8 protein-coding genes are annotated in these 19,423 nt (G+C 61.9%); 7 read left to right on the top strand and 1 reads right to left on the bottom strand.

Annotated features, from left to right (window positions below; translation table 11 throughout):
* The first annotated feature begins 201 nt into the window (after positions 1–201).
* Genes ACWUI2_RS11320 through ACWUI2_RS11310 form a run of 3 tightly spaced genes read left to right on the top strand, consistent with a single transcriptional unit; the run spans position 202 to position 9,676 of the window.
* Positions 202–2,889: a chitobiase/beta-hexosaminidase C-terminal domain-containing protein gene (locus ACWUI2_RS11320; protein WP_486982958.1), complete on the top strand. Its 2,688-nt coding sequence runs from the start codon at positions 202–204 to the stop codon at positions 2,887–2,889.
* A gap of 46 nt (positions 2,890–2,935) precedes the next feature.
* A complete protein-coding gene (locus ACWUI2_RS11315) occupies positions 2,936–6,076 on the top strand; it encodes a hypothetical protein (RefSeq protein ID WP_486982957.1) in 3,141 nt (1,046 codons plus the stop codon).
* A gap of 27 nt (positions 6,077–6,103) precedes the next feature.
* Complete coding sequence (locus ACWUI2_RS11310; RefSeq protein ID WP_486982956.1) at positions 6,104–9,676, top strand: glycoside hydrolase family 2 protein; 3,573 nt, start codon at positions 6,104–6,106, stop codon at positions 9,674–9,676.
* 15 nt (positions 9,677–9,691) lie between these two features.
* Here the strand turns inward: ACWUI2_RS11310 and fucP are convergent, their stop codons facing one another.
* Entirely contained in the window at positions 9,692–11,002 is a 1,311-nt protein-coding gene (fucP, locus tag ACWUI2_RS11305) for an L-fucose:H+ symporter permease (RefSeq protein ID WP_486982955.1), read from the bottom strand.
* A gap of 242 nt (positions 11,003–11,244) precedes the next feature.
* Here fucP and ACWUI2_RS11300 point away from each other — a divergent pair, with 242 nt between their 5' ends.
* The 4 genes from ACWUI2_RS11300 (at position 11,245) to ACWUI2_RS11285 (ending at position 19,414) form a co-directional block, all read left to right on the top strand.
* Complete coding sequence (locus tag ACWUI2_RS11300) at positions 11,245–12,414, top strand: glycoside hydrolase family protein (RefSeq protein ID WP_486982954.1); 1,170 nt, start codon at positions 11,245–11,247, stop codon at positions 12,412–12,414.
* A 24-nt stretch (positions 12,415–12,438) separates the two neighbouring features.
* Positions 12,439–15,351, top strand: coding sequence for a CBM96 family carbohydrate-binding protein (locus tag ACWUI2_RS11295; RefSeq protein ID WP_486982953.1), 2,913 nt, complete (start codon positions 12,439–12,441; stop codon positions 15,349–15,351).
* 92 nt (positions 15,352–15,443) lie between these two features.
* On the top strand, positions 15,444–17,483 hold the full coding sequence (locus ACWUI2_RS11290) for a glycosyl hydrolase family 28-related protein (protein ID WP_486982952.1): 2,040 nt from the start codon (positions 15,444–15,446) through the stop codon (positions 17,481–17,483).
* 578 nt (positions 17,484–18,061) lie between these two features.
* Positions 18,062–19,414 (top strand): alpha-L-fucosidase, encoded by a 1,353-nt coding sequence (locus ACWUI2_RS11285; protein ID WP_486982951.1) that lies wholly within the window; start codon positions 18,062–18,064, stop codon positions 19,412–19,414.
* Positions 19,415–19,423: the final 9 nt, after the last annotated feature.

Genomic DNA, 19,423 nt, shown 5'->3' with positions numbered 1-19,423 from the left:
AGCAGGAGACATACTCACCGCAGGACGGCAGGATGCCATCCCTCCCAGGCAAAAATCCCTTTTCCCGCAAAAAATCAGCCCCGGCTCCGCCAAACGAGTTAATGTGAACGTTAGGATTTGCATTGACTCTTTTCCGTCGGACTCTCAGTCTCCCAGGCACCTTATGACGCCCTCCGGTCTCCCTTCGCATATTGTGCTTCGATGAATCGTTTTCACCTCCTTCTGATCGTCCTGCTTTTTCAGGCGCTTCCCCTTTTCGCGACGACCCAGGGCTCTACTTCCGGACACTGGCGGTTCGAGGCGGATCCGGGATTCGCGAACGATTCCGGTCCCCATGGTCTCTCTCTCGGCACGACCGGTTCGGCTCCCTCCGCCCACCCCCTGCCGTCATCCGGCGGGGGTGCCGCTTTCCCCCGAACCCTGGCCGATCCGCCGGTGCAGAATCACCAAGCCGCCTCGTTCGCCGGTTCCGGGAATTTCCTGCGCGAACATAACTCCGCGTTGGCGACCCCGGAGAGTTTCACGATCGAGGCCCTCGTCCGCCGGACGGCGACTTCATCGCAATCCCTCTACATCGCCGCCCGCTGGGAGTTTTCCGACAACGCCAACCAACGCTCATGGGGTCTCGCCGTCGCCGGCTCGAATCCCCCCGCGGGCACCTCGCCCGGCGAATTGTTTCTCCTCGCCAGCCCCGACGGCCAAACGTTGACCGTCATCGGTTCGGGCCTGCCCCTCCCTCCTCACACCGATAGCTACGTCGCCGCGAGCTTCGCCCCGGGGCAGGTCCGCTTCATGTATCGAAATCTCGAGGACGGCTCCGGCCTGGTCACCACCGAGGTCAGCCACGATCTTCCGAGTCTCCACCCCGGCACCGGGGCCTTCACCATCGGCGCCTACGACCGAAACCGCCAGCGATGGATCGGCCTGATCGATGAGGTTCGCCTCTCCTCCTCCGTCCGGCAACCCGGCGAACTGCTGGTTGACGGGGAGCCATCGGCGCCGCCCCCGCTCTTCGTCACCGAACCGGGCGACTACTTGGGTTTTGTCCGCGTCAAGCTGGAGACGCACTCCCCCGCGCATGAGATTCGCTTCACCTTGGATGGCTCCATGCCGGACGATTCTTCCGAACTCTACACGGCGCCGATTCAAATCGAACAGACCACCACGGTCCGGGCGCGCGCTTTCTTGACCGAACTCGCCCCCAGCCCCGCTGTTTCCGGAACCTTCACCATCCGCCCGTTTCCCCTCCTCGGCCACGTCCGCCCGCGTCCTTCCAAAGAGATCCACTCCTCCATGTGGTCCATCGGAACCGAGACCCTCGACCGCGGTTTCGCGGTTTACGAACACTACCGAGAGTATCTCGGCAACCTCGGCGCCAAATCGAACCGCGTCCAGGCCGGATGGGCTCGCACGGAACAATCTCCCGGAGTTTATGATTGGGATTGGCTCGACGAACCGGTTTTCGATGCCATCGCCCGAGGGGTCCGGCCCTGGATGAACGTCTCCTACGGCAATCCCATTTATCCCGGGGGCGGCGAGGCCCGGCTCTTCGGCGGCGCGCCGACGTCCGAGGTCGCCAAGGCGGCCTGGGACGCGTGGCTGGCGGCGATGGTTGAACGTTACCAGGATGTCATCCACGAATGGGAGATCTGGAACGAGCCGGTCGGCCATGTCTCCCTCGCCGACTATACCGACCTCTACATCCGCTCGGCCGAAATTATCCGGGGAATTCAACCGGAGGCCCGCCTTATCGCCATCGCCTTCGCCGGCATCAATTTCTCCTTCCTCAACGGTTTCCTGAGCAACCTCGAAGAAGTCGACAAACTCCACCTCGTCGACGAAATCAGCTACCACCAATACGTGCTCAACCCGGAGCAGCATTACAACGACGTCCAAAGACTGCGCGACGACATCGCGGCATACGACCCGCGGATCACCATCCGGCAGGGCGAAAACGGAGCCCCCTCCCGCCGGGGCGGCTTCGGGGCGTTGACCAACTTCGACTGGACCGAACAAACCCAGGCCAAATGGAATCTGCGCCGCATGATGGGCGACCACGGACGCGGAATCCCCAACAGCCTCTTCGCCATCGCGGACATGCAGTACGACAGCGCCAACAACGACAAAGGCATTCTCCTCACCGACCCGGTCACACAGGAGGTCATCCGCCCGAAAGAGGCCTACCACGCGGCCCAGCACGTGTATTCGATTTTCGACCACACCATCGGCCTCGGGTCCGGCTGGCCGGTGAGCCACAACGGTCCCTCCAGCCTCAATGTCTTCCGTCACGAACACCCGGACGGACGCCGGCTGATCACGGCCTGGATCGGCGGTTCCACCCCGGCCCACAATCGACCCTTCAACGACTACACATTCACACTCCCCGCCGCCGGGTTCGAGGATCCGGTCTGGGTCGATTTGCGGACAGGAAATATCCACGCTTTCCCCGCGGATTCCATTACTTTCTCCGAGGACCAGTTGGTCCTCTCGGAGGTCCCGGTCTACGATTCACCCATCCTCATCGCCGAGCGTTCGCTGGTGCTCAGACCCTACGATCAATGGGCGGCGGAAGAATTTACGGCCGCCCAATACCGAGATCCTTCCATTTCTTCGACGCTCGCGTCACCGGCCGGGCGACCGAACCTCCTCCGTTTCGCCTTTTCCTTGCCCGACTCCGCCCCCGTCGTCCGCGTCACCGAAGACGACCGCTTGAGCCTCTCCTTTTTCCGGGCCCATCCGGACCTCACCTATGAAATCCACGTATCCACCGACCTGATTCACTGGAACCACGTCGCCACCGATCCGGGCAATGCCGGAGAGATCGCGACCTGGACCAGCGAGGCACTGGACGACCGGAAATTCGTCCGGGTCGAAATCAAGACTCCCTGACTCAGGCCGGTGACGGTCAAAACCTGAACACCTAACATTTATGCTCATGAAATCCCTCCATAATTCCGCCCGCCGAGCGTGGCTCGGCCTTACCATGCTCTGCGCCGCCGCGGCCACCGTCGCGACCGCCGCGCCCGCCATCGAGGACTCGTTCCTCCAAACATCGTGGCGGAACCAAACCGTAACCATCGACCTCGCCGGATCGGCTTCCCCGCGCGCGGAGATCGTCCTCTCCGCGACGCTCTACGAGGATGCCGAGGCATCCCGCCCGGTCCGGGAGTTTTCCCCAAAAACTTTCTCCGCCGACGAAAACGGTTCGTGGTCGGGCAGCCTCGCGACTTCCCTCGATGGTCTGGAAACCTGGACCCGGCAATCCCCGGACCTCTATTACTACGTGGCCGAAGCCACGGTCGACGGTGAGACCGCTGCGACTGGTGCCCGCCGGGTCGGACTCCGGGAGATCTGGATCGAGGACGGCCAGTTCATTCTCAACGGCGACCCCGTCACCGTGGTCGACGATGTCTGGGCGATGTACGCGATCCCTCAGGATCACGACGAAGCCGTCCTCGCGATGCAACAGGTGCAGGCGATGGGGTTCTCGGGCGCCCGCCTGCACCGCCCCGAGCATCTCAAGGCCGCCGATGAAACCGGGATCGTTTCGATCACCAACGTCGGCAGCTTCGTCCGTCTCAACATCTGGGACCCCCGGTCCGGCCTGACCCGGATGGATGGCGACGAACGCCGCGAAGAGGTCGCTCAACGGATCCGAGATCTCCGGGAGCACCCCTCCATCATCGCCTGGTCGTCCGCCGCCCCCTACAGTCTCGCCGCGATGCACCCGGAATACACCGGCCAGGACTTCAATACCTGGGACCACTTTCCGCTGAACCGCTTCTTCGGACCTCCCCGCGAGGGGCAGGAGATCTTCCGCGAACTGGTCGAAATGGCCGTCGAGATCGATCCGACCCGCGCCGTCGCTTCCCACAACGGCCCCTTCTCTCCGATCCAGGTTTCGACCCTCTACCTGTGCGACAACCTCGATTTGCAGGAGCGCGAGGAATTCTACGATTTCTGGTTCCGTTCCGGACCCGACCGCAATGTTGTCTGGCCGTCCGAGGTCGGCGTCCCGTTCGCCGGACACCAGTTCATCCGCTACATCGCCCACCAAATGCCCCAGGGCGGCGTCTGGCCCAAGATTCATCTCGAGAACCTCGCCCGCCTGGTCGGCCCGGAGGCCTACCGCGAAGAAGAGGACGCCAACTTCTCCCGTTGGGGCCGCCACACGTTCTATCAACTGATGGGATGGCCCGCCTCTCAACGGCTCTATGCGATCAACATCGAAAACGTCCTCCGCTCCTACCGCACCTACGGGGTCAACTTCTCCACCCACCACGTCTTCCGCGAAAACGCCTACAACATCCACGCGATCCAACCGAGCGAAGACCGCAAAGGGCTGACCCACGCGTTTCCAAATGTCGAATACGACGAACCGGGCCCGGCCGCCCAGGCTTACCTCCGGGCGGTGATGCCGGTTCTTGGATACATCGGAGGTCCAGACTCGTTCTTCACCCACAAGGATCATCTCTTCTTCGCCGGCGACGAGGTTCGCAAGGCCTACATCGTCGTCAACGACTTCGACTCGCCCGCCGAGATCGACGTCGTCTGGAATCTGCGCGATCCCGACGGAAATAGCGTTGAATCGGGCGAAATCCGGGGAACGGTTGGCGCGGGACGCCGCGCGCTCACCGATTTCCCGATCGAATTCCAAGCCCCCGAGGTCAGCGAACGGACCGCCTTCACCCTCGAAGTGAAGCCGGCCAACGCAGAGTACATCCCCGCCCGGACCAAGCTCGACGACACCTTCGCGATCACCGTTTTCCCGGAGCACACCACTCCGGAAATCGAATTCGACGGCGACATCTGGACCGTGAACATCAGCGACGACTACACCCACGAGTCCCCCCAGTTTTTCATCAATCGCGACAACCAGGAGATGCTTCGGGCGGCCGGCATCGACGCGAAACTGGTCCAGGGGATGGCCACCTTCGAATACCATGGCTACAACCCCGACGCCGCGATGGTCCTCCACCGCCAGGTCAACCGGCGCGGCGCCGATCCGCTTCCGCAACGCATTCGCTCGGAGGAAGGGTATCCGAAGCCTGGTGACATCCTGATCATCCCCCGCGCCACCCTTCCGACCGGACAAGGCGACCGGGAACTCGTCCTGCGGACGTTGAAGGCGATGAACTTCGACCAATTGGTCCGCGATGGCCTCCGGGTGGTGGTCTTCGAACAGCCGTTGAACAACATCCTCGGCATCCAGACCGAGAGCATCCGTCCCCGCCGCGCGTTTATCGCCGCCGAGGGACACCCGGTCTTCGAGGGTCTGACCGATTCCGATCTCAGCTACTGGAGCGGCTCCTCCGATCTCGACCCGGCGATCACTCCCTACAGTGCCACCGAACAGCGCTGGCCGGAACGGGTCTGGCATACTTCCAACACCAACGCCGTCGCCTCCCGCACCCTCGTGCGTCCCCAGGTCGGGGCCGCCCGCGCCCTCGCGGTCAGCGGATTCGACCTCCAGGAGAGCCCGTTGCTGGAAGTCGCCATCGGCAAAGGCCGCATCATCTTCTGCCAGTTCGACGTGACCAACCGCTATGGCAAAGACCCCGCCGCCACCCGCCTGGTCGACAACCTGTTCGCCTACCTCACGAGCGCGCCGGAGGCCGCCCCGAACCGTTCCGAGATCGTCACCCTCGATCCGGACGCCGAAGGGGTTTCCCTCTTGCAACCGTTCTTCCGCGGCGCGGTTCCGGAAGGTGAAGACGGCTGGGGAATCACCCAGGGGGAACTCTTCAATCGCGAGGCGATCTACAACAACAACCAGATCACCCGCAACCTTCCCGACCGCGAATTCCCCGTTCTCGCGGAAACGGAAAACGAGCATGGTTATCCATCGGTCATCCGCCGCGAAGGCGATAAGTTCGCCACCACCTTCCACCCGGATCTCTTCGAGACGGGCTGGATGAAGCGGAAGGCCGCCTGGATCCATGCCGCCCTGCGCATCAACCAGGGGGGCGGCTCCGACGAAGGTCCCGGCCTCCGCCATCACGGACAATCCCTCCCGCTCTACCCGTACGAGTGGGTCGAGGAATTCGTCCATCCCTACACGTCCAACATCTGGTAATCAGCAATCGAATACAAATTAATCGCTATGGGATTTTATAACTGGACAGCATTCTGGCGTCCCCTGGCCTTCGGTGCACTTTGCCTTGTCCCCGTCGCTTCCGCCACCGCAGCGAGCCCGGTCGCTCCGGAAGAATGGGAACTTCCGGAAGAACACCTGCGGGACAACGGTTTCCGCGGCGACGTGATTCTAAACGCCTGGTGGGAAGCGCGGGCTTCCGAGGACGCGCCCCTCGAACGGATCGCGATCCCCGAGGCGTGGGGTCCGTATTCGGGATATACTTACAGCCGCAATATCGACCTCCCGGAGGGCTGGGAGTCGCGGCGGCTGGTCCTCGAAGTCGACAACTTCTCCGAGGATGGTTCCGTCTATTGGAACGGTGAACGGATCGCCGAGGTCCGGGCAGTCGCTCCACTGGTCCTGATCGAAGTGCCGGAGGAACTGATCACCGATGGCCCCCAGCGCCTGAGCATCACCACCGGCCTTGTCCGGGGCGATGTCTGGCTTTTCAGCTTCCCCCGGGGCGAGACCGCCATTGATGACACTTACATCACCACCTCCTACCGCGACAGGGAGGTCAACATCGACCTCGCCGGCCGCGCGGCGCCCGCCAGCGGAGTCCGACCGGTCGTCCGGATCTTCGACGACGCCGAAACCAGCAACCTCGTCCTCACCCTCGAAGCCGATCAACCGATCGTCGCCGATGAGCGGGGCCAATGGAAAACCTCCCTCCGCAAACCATGGGAGAACCCCCGCCTCTGGTCCCAATGGGATCCGAATCTCTACTGGTACACGGTCGAATTGATCGACGAAAACGGGGCCACCACCGACAAGGTCCTCCCCCGCCGTTTCGGCTTCCGCGAGGTCTGGCAGGAGGGGAAACAAATGGTCCTCAACGGCGTCCCTCTCCATTTCTCCGGCGACATGTGGGCCTGGTTGCTCGGCGCCACCAACACCACCCGGGAACAGGCCTGGTCGGTGATGGAAGCGATGAAAGACATCGGCATCCACTCCGGTTGGCGGGTCCGCGCCAACGTCGGTCTCGAAGCGGCCGACGAACTCGGAATGATCCTCTCCTACCAAATCATCGGGGGCCTGAACATCCCCCTCGACATCGCCCCGGCTCTCCGTCCCGGCGAGGCCGGCGACGACGGGGGTGACCACATGCTGGTCGCCGGCGATCTCGCCGCCTACCGGGAGAGCCAGGAGCGCCTGGACCGGGTGATCCGCCGCTGGCGCGAACATCCGTCGATCATGAGTTGGTTGATTGGCTCACCCTGGAGCCGGTTCACCCTCCACTCGGAGTTGCAGGGAGTCGTCCGCAATCCGTGGGATTACTGGCCGGGGAATCAGAATCCGGAAAACAACCGTCTCCGCTACCACCGGGCCGACCGTTCCCACGAATTCGTCCGGCGCCTCGATCCCCATCGTCCGGTCGCCGCCCAGAACCAACCGGACGTTCCGCTCGAATTCTCCACCCGTTACCTCTGCGACGATCTCGATCTCCAGGAACGGGAACAGTTCTTCAAACATTACTCCGAAGGCCCGAGCGAAAAGGTGCTCTGGCCGAGCGAATTCGGCATGCCGTTCCATGGCCACCAGTTCCTTCGCCGCTCCCCCCATCAGATGCCGCAATCCGCCATCTACCCGGCGATCCATATTGAAAACGCGGCCCGCCTGTTCGGCGACGAGGTGTTCCTCCAGGAGAGCGACGGCGCCCTGCGACGGTGGCATCGGACTCCCTACTACGGCCATGTTCCTTCCGAACCGTATCAGCGATTGACCGCCGAAAACGTCGAACGCGTCTGGCGCGGATGGCGCACCGCCGGCGTCAGCGGCCAGGCCCACTGGATCCTGCGCGAGGGCTACACCCTTTCCGATCGACGCACCTCCGAGGAACGGATCGGCGCGCCCCATCACCGCGATCCCCGCCGCCCCGGCCTCAGCCGGGTGACCGGCAACATGCACAATCCGCCAGGCAGCACCTTCCCGCTCCCCGGCGTCGACACCCGGCTCAAGGGAGGCGAGGCCTACTACCGCGGCATCGCTCCTCTGCTCGCCTACATCGGCGGCGGGGAGGGCAATGTCTACAACAAGGATCATCTCTTTTATGCCGGCGACACCGTCAAAAAACAGGTCGTGGTCCTGAGCGACTACCATGACCGGTTCGAACTCCGCGGTACCTGGCAACTGACCAACGAGAGCGGATCGACCCTCAAGGAGGACGACCTCCGATTGACCGTCGAACCCGGAATGCGCGCACTCGACCGCCTGCCGATCCGCTTCGACCTCCCGGATGTCGACGAACGAACCGAATTCACTTTCCGGATACAAATGGAAACCGACGAACCGCGCCAATCGCACCTGGAGGACGAGTTCACCTTCACCGCGTTCCCCCGGCACCGCCCGAGCGACTGGACTTTCGGCGGCCGGGTCTGGTACGCCCACCCGGGACCGAACAACGAACTGCGCGAGATGCTCCAGTCCGCCGGCATCCGAAACGCCCGCCGCCTGCCGGACGTCGCCTCGATCCAGGCGGGCGAAGCCGAATTGCCCGGAGCCGACGACCTGCTGGTGATTCCCCGGCGTTTCTTCGTCGACGCCCAGCGAGATCACGAATTCGAAAACGAGCGCCTGATCCGGGCCATCGATCTTGACCACCTGGTCGAGGAAGGACTCCGGCTTCTCGTATTGGAACAAGATGTGGAAAATCTCTTCGGGATGAAAACCGAACACGTCCGCCCGCGCCGCGTCTTCAAGGCCGCCCCCGGCCACCCCGCCTTCGACGGCCTCGGCCCCCGCGACCTCACCTACTGGTCCGGCAAGAGCAACCTCGATCCCCATGGCGAAGTCGGGGCGATCACCTCCAGTCTGAAAAAGTTTCCGGATCGTATTTGGCATGTCACGACGGAAAACGCCGTCGCCACCCGGACCTTGATCCGCCCGCAGACCGGCTCGGTCCGGGCGCTGGCGGTCTCCGGTTTCAACCTGCACGAAAGCCCGCTGTTGGAGGTCACCCGCGGCCACGGACGGATGATTTTCTGCATGCTCGACGTCAGCAACCGCTACGGCACCGATCCGGCCGCCACCCGGATCGTCGACAACCTGCTCCATTACCTGGCGAACGCGGAGCGGCCCGATCCGGAGCGAAGCGAGATCGCCCATCATCCGGTCGACGACTCCAAGGTGGTCGAGCGCGCCAATACCTTCCGGGCCGAACGTCCTGACGGTGAAGACGGCTGGGGTATCACCCGGGGGGAACTCTTCTTCCGCGATTCGATATACGAAAACAACTGGATCACCCGCCGCCTTCCTCACGGGCGGATCGCGGTCTTCGCGGAAACGAAAGAAGCGGAACTGCCCGCCGTCATCCGGCGCGACTCCTCGACCGGCCTCTTCGAAACCACCCTCGACGAGAGCGATTTCGAAACCGGCTGGAGCCGCAAAAAAATCGGCCTGGTCCGCGCGGCCCTGGTGGTGAATCAAAACGGCAGCCGCCTCGACGGCCCGTCACTGACTCTCCACGGAAACCGCGTCGCCCTCTACCCCCACCGCTGGGTCGACGGCTTCGTCCATCCCTACACCGCCGCCGGCTGGTGAGAAGGATCCAATGGGTCAGGCCGACGAACTCGCGTCGGCCTTGTACCCGCGGAGACCATACAGGGCGATCACCAGGAAACAGACCAGGGGAACGACGTAGGCAAAGTGAATGCCAAACATGTCCGACACCTGGCCCTGGATCGCCGTCAAAACGGCGCCGCCGATGATCGCCATGATCAGGCCGGAGGCACCGATCTTCGTCGCTTCGCCGAGTCCATGCAAAGCCAGTCCGTAGATCGTCGGGAACATCAATGACATACAGGCCGAGATCCCGACCAGCGCGTACACTCCCGTATAACCTTCGCTCGTCATCACCACGACCGACAAACCGACCCCGGCCACCGCCAGCACCCACAAGAGCGTGTGGGGAGCGATGACCTTCATCAAGGCGGTGCAGACGAACCGACTGATCGAGAAGAGTATGATCGACGCGAGATAGTAATTCGCCGCCGCCGCCTCCCGCAGATCCAGGTTTTCCTGAACGTATCGGATGGTGAATGACCAGACACCGATCTGCGCTCCGACGTAAAAGAACTGGGCGATCACGCCGTAACAATAATGGCGCGTCCGGAACAACCGTTTGAGAGTCGCCTTGAGCGATACCTTTCCGATCGCCTCCGAGCCCTCGGGGAAACGGGTCAGCGCAATCACCAGCCAGACACCGATGATGATCAAAGCGATTGTGACATATGGCGTCATCACCGCGTTCAGTTCGACTTGCTGGATCTCCCGCAACGCGGCCGGCTCCATCGCCCGTCGCTCCTCCTCCCCCGCGATGTCGAGATGTGACAAAATAAAGACCTGCCCGATAATCACCCCGGTGATCGAACCGATCGGGTTGAACGACTGCGCCAGGTTCAACCGTTGTGTCGCCGATCGCTCGGGCCCCATCGCGATCACATACGGATTGGCTGACGTCTCAAGAATCGACAAGCCCGCCGCCAACACGAACAGGGCCACCAGGAAGTGACCGTAAACCATCGTCTGACTGGCGGGGTAAAACAACAACGCCCCGGCGGCGAAGGTTCCCAATCCGAGCAGAACGCCCGCCTTGTAGGAATAGCGCCGGATGAACAGAGCGGCCGGCAGGGCCAGGCAAAAATACGATCCGTAAAAGGCGACCTGAATCCAGGAGGTCTGAAAATCCGTCATGCTCATGATCCGGCGGAACGTCGCGAGCAAGACGTCGGTCATGTTGTTCGCCAACCCCCAGAGCGCGAAGCAGCTGGTAAGCAACACGAAGGCCAACCAATATTTCCGGGGCACCAACGCGACTCCCTCGGAAGGGGCATCAGTCGCGGGTTCTTTTTCAGGGAGAGTATTCATAATTTGAGGAAAGAATTTCGAAGATCGACCGCTTTCGGGGCGGATTTTTTCTGCCTTCAGCTTCCAGATGAAAGAAGCTGTCTATCAACCAAAAGCCAAACTGTCCACCTGTTTTGCACAAATCGACGCTTGCCACCTAGTCAGTCCCAACGTTTACATTAAGGGATCAAAATACAAGTCCAATTCGCCCAAGGTCGCAATATTCGAAGTCGGTCCGCTTGGCCTTCGCTTGAATGATTCCCATGAATTCAAATGTCTCACATCATCATCTGGTCTCGGCCCCGGCCAACGGAATTGACGACGCCGCTCCTGCCTTGCAGGCGGCGATTGACCGATATCCTTCCATATTCGTCCCGCCCGGCCTCTACCGACTCAACCGGGCCCTTCGAATCCCCTCGGAACGCCATTTACAGGCGGATCCCGAAGCCCGTTTCATCCTCGCCGATGGCGCCTGCACCCAACGGGATGACTACCTTCTTACCAACGCCGATCCGGCGGGCGGCAACCGATCGATCGAAATCAGAGGGGGCATTTGGAACGGCAACAACCGGGGAAACCCCCGGGTTCCGGGCGATCTTTTTGCCAACGGTTACACCGGATGCATGTTCCATTTCGAAAATGTCCGGGGACTCAAAATCGATGATCTCACCCTCGAAAACGCCGAGGCCTATTTCCTCCGGATAACCGCCGTCCGGGATTTCGCCTTCACCTCCATCCGCTTCGCCTCCACGAATCCACGTCCCAACAACGACGGCATTCATTTAGGCGGAGATTGCGAAGATGGCCTGATCCGCGACATCGCAGGACTGCATCCCGGCGTCACCGGCGACGATCTGGTCGCCCTCAACGCCGACGACGCGCTCACCCGGACGGAGGTCCGCGGGATGCGATGCGGCCCGATCCGCCGGATCCGGATCGAAAAGCTCCGGGCGGAGGATTGTCACAGTTTCGTCCGCCTGCTCAGCGTTGCCTCTCCGATTGAGGACGTCACCATCCACGGCATCGAAGGCTCCTGCTCGATCGCGGCGATCAACTGCGATGGCGCCCGGGGCTGCCGGGTGCCGCTTTTCGACGAAGCCAACCCGCCCTTCCCGGACGGCGTCGGATCTTTGCGGAACATCCGGATCCGCAACCTCCGGGTGGCCAAATCAAAATCCAATGAGATCCCCCTATTGACGCTGCACACCCGGATGGACCAGTTTCTCATCGAAGATTTCCTCCGTCTGCACGACGACGCCACCGACACCCCCACCTTCCAACTCGCCCACGTTCCGGGAACCGTCATCGATTTCGACGGCGAGGTTTTCACCGCGTCCGAAAATCAATCCTTCGTATCCAACGCCCGATCCATTCAACGCATCTCGTTGACGCGCCCGCCCGGGAATGCTCCCGTGGATGCCTCCGCCGGGTAATCCACGCACCCATTATCTCACCACATGAACAGACCAAAAAACATGTCCCCATTCGCGTTCGTCACGCTCGTGCTGGCTCTCTTCGCCTGCCTCCCCCCCTCCGTTTCCTCCGCGAGCGAATATTGGGTTAGTCCCGATGGCAACAACAACAATCCCGGCACTTTCGAACAACCGTTCCGGACGATTCGCCATGCCTTGCAGCAGGCAATCCAACCAGGCGACACTGTCACCGTCCGCGAAGGGGTTTACCGCAACGAACACGCCCAGTTCCGGGGAAGCGGGACTCCCGGCAACCCGATCACCCTCCAGGCCGAACCAGGGGCCAAGGTCATCCTCAAAGGATCCACTCCGGTCGATCCCGCCACCTGGGTGCATCATGAAGGAAACATCTACAAGGCTCCCTGGAGTTTCTATTTTGGCTCCTACGATCCCCGCTACCTGGATCCAAACGTAAGCGACCCACCGCACCGCGGCAACAAGCCGCAAAACCGTTTCTTCATGGACGGTGCGATTATGGAGGAAGTGCCGCGCCTCGATTGGATGAAGGAAAACAGCTACTACATCGACCCTGAATCCTCCGGGCGGATGGTCTATGTCTGGCTTCCCGGAGGCGCCCATCCAGCTAACCATCTGATGGAAGGAACCTCCCAGAGCAACCCCCTGATCGCGAGCTGGGGCAACAGCCATCTCGTCATCCGCGGCCTGCAACTCGTGCATCTCGCCAGCGGATCCCAGCAAAACGCCGCCATGCGTATCCGCCGGCCTTACGGTGGAACGCCGGGCACCCACGGCGACCACATCCTGATCGAGGACGTATCCGTCTCCTGGATGGCCGGAACCGCTTTCTCCATCGCCGGGAGCCACCATACCGTCCGTCGTCTTGAACTTAACGACAACGGCCAAAATGGCCCTCACATTGCCGCCTGTCACGACAGCTACTTTGAGGACATCACCTACAAACGGAACAATCGCCATCCCGGCAAGGAATTCGACATCGGCTGGGAAGCGGTCATGAAGATCGCCTCCAGCCGCCGCAATGTCTTCAACCGCGTCTACTCCGCCGAAAACAATGGCATGGGTTGGTGGGTGGACGGCCCCCGCTGCCACGACAACGTTCTCATGAACAGCGTCATCCGCGACAACGTCGCACAAGGCATCCGCATTGAGATCGCCTTTCGCACCACCGTGCGCGACACGCTCATTTACGGAAACGGCGGTGCCGGCCTGGCGATCGCTGCCTCGATCGGAAACGTCATCGAAAACAACACCTTCTGGGGCCAGCCCGACTCCGCCCTGGAGTTGACCAGCTACATCGCTCGCTGGAGCGAAGGTTGGGAAATGAGCGCCTACGCCAACACGATCCGCAACAACATCGTCGTCGACAATCAAAACCTCCGCTACGCCAAGAGCTGGGTCGTCCTCCGCGATGCCAAAGACACCAGCGACAACCTGCCCGAAGTTTACGGGGAACTCCCGGACATTCCCTACGCTCCCAATATCTCGGACTACAACCTCTTCTTCCTGAGTCCCAATCACCCCTATCTCGGCGACGAGTTCTTCATCACCGGCGGCATCCGCTCCCGCACCTTGGCGGAGCATCAGTCGCACGGCCTCGAGCTCAACTCGATCTGGGCCGATCCCCGCTTCGCCGACCCGGCGCGGAAGGATTTCCGTCTTCTCGCCGCCAGTCCGGCCCGGGACGCCGGCCACGATGGCAGCGACCTCGGCGCTTTCCCTTACGAGGCTGGCGCGCTCGCCCCGCCAACGCATCTCCAGGTTCGCGACCTCAGCGCCGACGAGATCGAATTGCAATGGAACTACACTCCGGGTGAGGAAGAGGGATTCCGGATTGAACGCTCGGCCGACGGCGCCCCCTTCGAAGGGATCGCGACGCTCAACGCCGCCGCCCGCTCCTACTCCGACTCCGGCCTGCCCTCCGCCGCCTACCAATACCGCGTTCTCGCCTTCAACGCCGACGGTGAATCCAATCCCTCCAATGTCGCCTCCATCACCACCGGGGCGGAGATCCTGACCCTCGTTTCCGTCGCTGACGCTTTCGTCCGGGATGGCACCTACGCAAATAACAACTACGGATCGGTCTCACCCCTCGAAATAAAGCAATCGGGCGGAGCTGTCGGATTCACCCGCCAGGGGTTCATCAAAATGAATCTCGAAGAGATCGACACCATCGCCTCGGTCACCCTTCGCCTCTTTGCCCGGATGAGCGACTCGGCCTCCTGCAACATCACCATTCGCGGAATGACCGTCGCCTCCTGGGATGAGTCGACGATCACCTGGAACAACAAACCCTCCTTCGGCGCGGCGCTCACCGAACCCCAAACCGTCACCGGCACCACCGGTCTCTGGTATGAGTTCGACGTCACCGAGTATGTTCGCTCCCGCCACGACGCGGGGGAAAGCTTCGTCAGTTTCGCGGTGATCGCCGAACAGTCGGTGATTCCCAACGTGCTGATCAACTCCCGGCAGGCAGCGGACCACCATCCCCACTTGATCGTCCGCTACTTCCCGGAGACGCCCGCCCGGACTTGGGAAGCCTGGCGCGAGGCCCACTTCACCGAAGACCAGCTGACCGACGAATCGATCAGCGGCGACTCCGCCACCCCGGAGGGCGACCAGGTTTCTAATTTGCTCAAGTATTATCTCGGACTCCACCCGTGGGAACCGGCCACCGGAATCTTTACCCAGGCCCTTGAGAGCAACGGCGAAACGTTCACGGTTCGCTACTGGCGCTCGCGTGAAGCCCCGGATGTCGATGCCCTCCTCCGCTGGTCGCCCGATCTCGCCTCCTGGGAGACGTCCGGAATCACGACCACCGTCCTCGAGACCACGGAGACCCACGAGCACATCGAAGCCGAGATCGAAGCTTCAGGCCACGACCGCCTCTTCGTTCACCTCCGCGCCAGCCGTCCTCAGTGAATGCGCACGATCGAGCCTTTCATGACTCCTCTCTTTTTTGTGCATCTTGCGCTTCTTCGCGGCTCCCTTAGAAACACGATCTCTCCTTCTCCATGCATTCTTTCGGCCGCTGGAAGCTCCACGCCCTCTTCACCTCCCTCCTCGCCGCGGCCCTTTCCGCTAACGCCCACAGCGACCCCGAATCACCCGAAGGTTTCGCCTTCCCGCACGACACCGGCTACCTCGCCCTGACACCTGAACGGTTTGGAGTCGTCGGCGACGGATCGGCCGACGACACCGCTGCGATCTCCGAGGGAATCGAGACCGCCCGGCGCCAAGGCTCCGTCCTGCTGATTCCGCCCGGCACTTACCGCGTCACCGACACGGTCCGTTTGCCCAAGGGAATGCGCATCATCGGCTACGGCGAGGAGCGACCGACCTTCCTTCTCTCAGCCAACACCCCCGGCTGGGACGGAGACCGGCGGAAAGCGGTGATCGACTTCGCCCCCCAGGAGGGCTTGCAGGGAAACGACACCTTCTACTCCGCCGTCGACAACATCGACATCCGGATCGAGAAAGGAAACCCTTCCGCCACCGCCATCCGTTTCGACGCCGCCCAGGGATGCTACCTGCGGGACATCGACATGCACCTTTCTCCGGGCAACACCGGAATCGAACGGCTCGGCAGCGAGATCACCAATGTCCGCATCTTCGGCGGCGACTACGGAATCCGTGGAGGAACCGTCAGTTGGCAAACCTTGATCCTCGACTCCACCTTCGACGGCCAGGCGGTCTCCGCTCTGGAGGTCAACGCCGTTGGCCCCACTCTGATCCGGTGCGTCATCCGCAACACCCCGAGGGGTATCGTCACCCGCCCGGGTCAAGTCGAGCGCATCTACATCGAAGATTCCCGCTTCGAAAACGTCGCTGCCGCCCTCATCGAGTTCGACCACCGCAACAGCGGCCAGCAACAGGCCTTTATCGTCGACTCCGCTTTTGCCAGTGTCCCCACCTTGATCAAAGCCCGAGGCGGCGCGACCCTCTCCGGCCCCCCCCTGGAACGGTTCTTCGTCAGCCGGGCAACTCACGGGGTTCACCTGGAACTCCCCGGAGAGCCGAGCCCAGTCGAACAACGCATCGAAGGCATCCGTCCCCTCCAGGCCCTGCCCGCCCTCTCCGCGAGCGACATTCCTCCCTTTCCTGCTCCCGACTCCTGGACTTGCGTGACCCGATTTGGTGCGGCGGGAGACGGTGAAACCAACGATACTGAAGCCCTCCGGAAAGCCGTCGCCCAAGCCGACACCCTTTACTTTCCCCGGGGTCGCTACCTGATCAGCGACACCCTCGAACTCCGGCCCCAGACGAATCTGATCGGCCTGCACCCCCGCTCGGTCCAGATCGTCCTCGCGGCAGGCACCCCCGGCTTCGAGGATCCGCAAAATCCCCTCCCCATGGTCCGCACCCCCGCGGATGGAACCAACTTCATCGCCGGCATCGGGTTCTTCCCTCGCCTCAACCCCGGCGCCCTCGCCCTCCACTGGCAATCCGGGCCGGAAAGCTACCTCGGCGATTTCTGGATCAACTGGGCGGACCGGGATCTCCCGCGCGGTCGCGGCCAGGCGCTCGGTCTTTGGATCGAGGGAGGTGGAGGCGTGTTCAAGAACATCTGCATGTCGCATTTCGCTCCTCCAACCAGTCTCAAAATCACCGATACATCTGTTCCCGGTCGCATGTATCTGGTCTCTCTGGAACACAAGGAAGGCACGGAAATGATCCTGCGAAACGTCCGGAACTGGGAGTTTTACGGACTGCAAACCGAACACGCCCAATGCGATCGCGAGGAGGAGGATTCTCTTCCGATCCTAATGGAAAACTGTCACAACATCCTCTTCGCCAATCTCTATCTTTACCGCACCTCCGCCACCCGGCGGGAACCGCTCTACGGCATCAAAGCCGACGCCATATCCAATATCGAAATACGCGGCCTCCGCAACTTCAGCCTCAGCCGTTTTCCCGCCCGCTATACGCTCTGGACTCCGAATGAAAACATCGCCGCCACCCAAAAAGAAGCCGCCCTTCTGCGCTTCGGAAGCTTCCAGCGGATCTCCTTGACTCGTCCACCGCAGACTCTCTCGACAGACACGGTCCCCTGAGCGGGCCGGAAGGACCAAATCGGAGGGTTGGCTTCCAGCCGACCTTCTTCTGAAACCGACGCCGACGGCGGACGGCAGGATGCCATCCCTCCCAGTGGCGAGAAAGTTTCATGCCACGTTGTTCCCCGGGCTCATGAAACTTCACTGTCCATGCGGGTTGGAGGGCGATCAGGTTTTCGCGCGAAGCGCTTTGGAGTGCTGGTGCGTCCCCGCACCGCTTTCGGAATGGTCGGCGGTGGCCGCGCGCTCGAAAGTTATTCGACGGTCGGAACCCTTCCGCGCGCACGAAAGCTCCGCGGAGACGCGGAGCACTCCAAAGAGGCTCCGCCTCGAATCTTCCGGGAAGATTCACCACTATTTCAATTTGAATTCCAATCTTTTTCTAGACATCGGCCCGAGCCCTGTCTAGAAGTATTTCCTAACGTTCACAAAAGACGGGGATTCACCCGGTTTTCGTCAATTTCAGCCCGATTTTCACTCGGTCCGCGCCCTCCGGGATATCCGCACCGCTTCGAAGACCGGACGTGAATCCGAAAACCGTGCGGGCGATCCCGTCAAACGCCCGGCACACGCCTATTATGCAAACTTGGAACCGCGACCACATTCCCACTCCTTCGAATGCCCAACTGAAATGGCAGGAAGCCGCCTTCGGGATGTTTTGCCATTTTGGCATCAATACCTTTCACAGCAAGGAATGGAGCGCCGGACAGCTTCCGCCGGAGAGCTTCCATCCGAGTCGCTTCGACCCGGCCCAATGGGTCGACGCCGCCAGGCGGGCGGGCATGCAATACCTCATTCTCACCGCCAAACATCACGATGGCTTCTGCCTCTGGCCGACCGCCACTACCGCCTACTCGGTCGCGTCCTCCTCTTGTCGTTTTGACGTGGTGGGCGAAGTCGCCAAAGCCTGCGAGGCCGGCGGACTCCACTTCGGGCTCTACCTTTCGCCCTGGGACCGAAACGCCGCCTGCTACGGGGATGCGAAGGCTTACGACGATTTCTACCTTGCCCAAATGACGGAGCTTTGCACCCGCTACGGCGAACTCTTCGAGATCTGGCTCGATGGCGCCGGTTCCGAGGGCCGCACCTACGATTGGGAGCGCATCATGGGAGTGATCGACCTCCATCAACCGGGGGCGATCGTCTTCAACATGGGCCGCCCGACCATTCGCTGGATTGGCAACGAAGACGGACTCGCCGCCGATCCCTGTCTTTACGCGGTCAGCGAAACCGCCCAATCCGCCTTCACCGATGAGACCGAGGCCCGCGGTCCCCTCCAATATATGCCGCCGGAGTGCGACGTCGCGATCCGCCGGAACTGGTTCTGGCAGGACGACGATCTCCACACCTTAAAGAGCCGCGATCACCTTCTCGCCATCCTGTATCGATCGATCGGTTACGGTGCGAACCTCCTGCTCAATCTCGGACCCAACCGCGATGGTCTCCTCGACTCCGCCGACGTCGCCCGTCTTCACGAAGCGACCGACGAAATCGGTCGACGCTTCGCACGGCCCACCACCCTCGATTGGCGACCGGTCGAAGGGGGGTTCAAGTGCCGACTACCCTCCCCGGCCCCGTTCGATCACATCGTTCTCCGGGAAGAAATATCCCAGGGCCAAAGGATCTACGGCTACCGTCTCCTCGATGGAGAAACAGGAGAGGAAATCGCCGCGGGCAAGACCATCGGCCAACAGAAATGGCACGCCTTTCCGCAACGGAAGATCTCCTCCTTGCAACTCCTCCTCCTTCCCGAATGCGCGGCGGATGCCACCATGAAACCGGGCGAGCTCCACCTGACCGGGTCCGAAACCGCGCCCGATCCGGGCCCGTCTCTCGATTACGGCGAATGGGGACAAAAAGCGGATCCCCGCGATGCGGTCGTTCAACCGTGGCGACCGTCCACTCAACCTCCCCTTCAGACCAATGTTTAAATCACCGAT

It is taken from the genome of Verruconatronum alginivorum, assembly GCF_056590205.1.
The sequence above is the reverse complement of the archived record's forward strand: the minus strand, read 5'-3'. Positions and strand labels throughout refer to the sequence as shown.

Coding starts and splice junctions, on each gene's coding strand:
- ACWUI2_RS11320 (WP_486982958.1), top strand. CDS start 202: ATGAATCGTTTTCACCTCCTTCTGATCGTCCTGCTTTTTCAGGCGCTT.
- ACWUI2_RS11315 (WP_486982957.1), top strand. CDS start 2,936: ATGAAATCCCTCCATAATTCCGCCCGCCGAGCGTGGCTCGGCCTTACC.
- ACWUI2_RS11310 (WP_486982956.1), top strand. CDS start 6,104: ATGGGATTTTATAACTGGACAGCATTCTGGCGTCCCCTGGCCTTCGGT.
- fucP (WP_486982955.1), bottom strand. CDS start 11,002: ATGAATACTCTCCCTGAAAAAGAACCCGCGACTGATGCCCCTTCCGAG.
- ACWUI2_RS11300 (WP_486982954.1), top strand. CDS start 11,245: ATGAATTCAAATGTCTCACATCATCATCTGGTCTCGGCCCCGGCCAAC.
- ACWUI2_RS11295 (WP_486982953.1), top strand. CDS start 12,439: ATGAACAGACCAAAAAACATGTCCCCATTCGCGTTCGTCACGCTCGTG.
- ACWUI2_RS11290 (WP_486982952.1), top strand. CDS start 15,444: ATGCATTCTTTCGGCCGCTGGAAGCTCCACGCCCTCTTCACCTCCCTC.
- ACWUI2_RS11285 (WP_486982951.1), top strand. CDS start 18,062: ATGCAAACTTGGAACCGCGACCACATTCCCACTCCTTCGAATGCCCAA.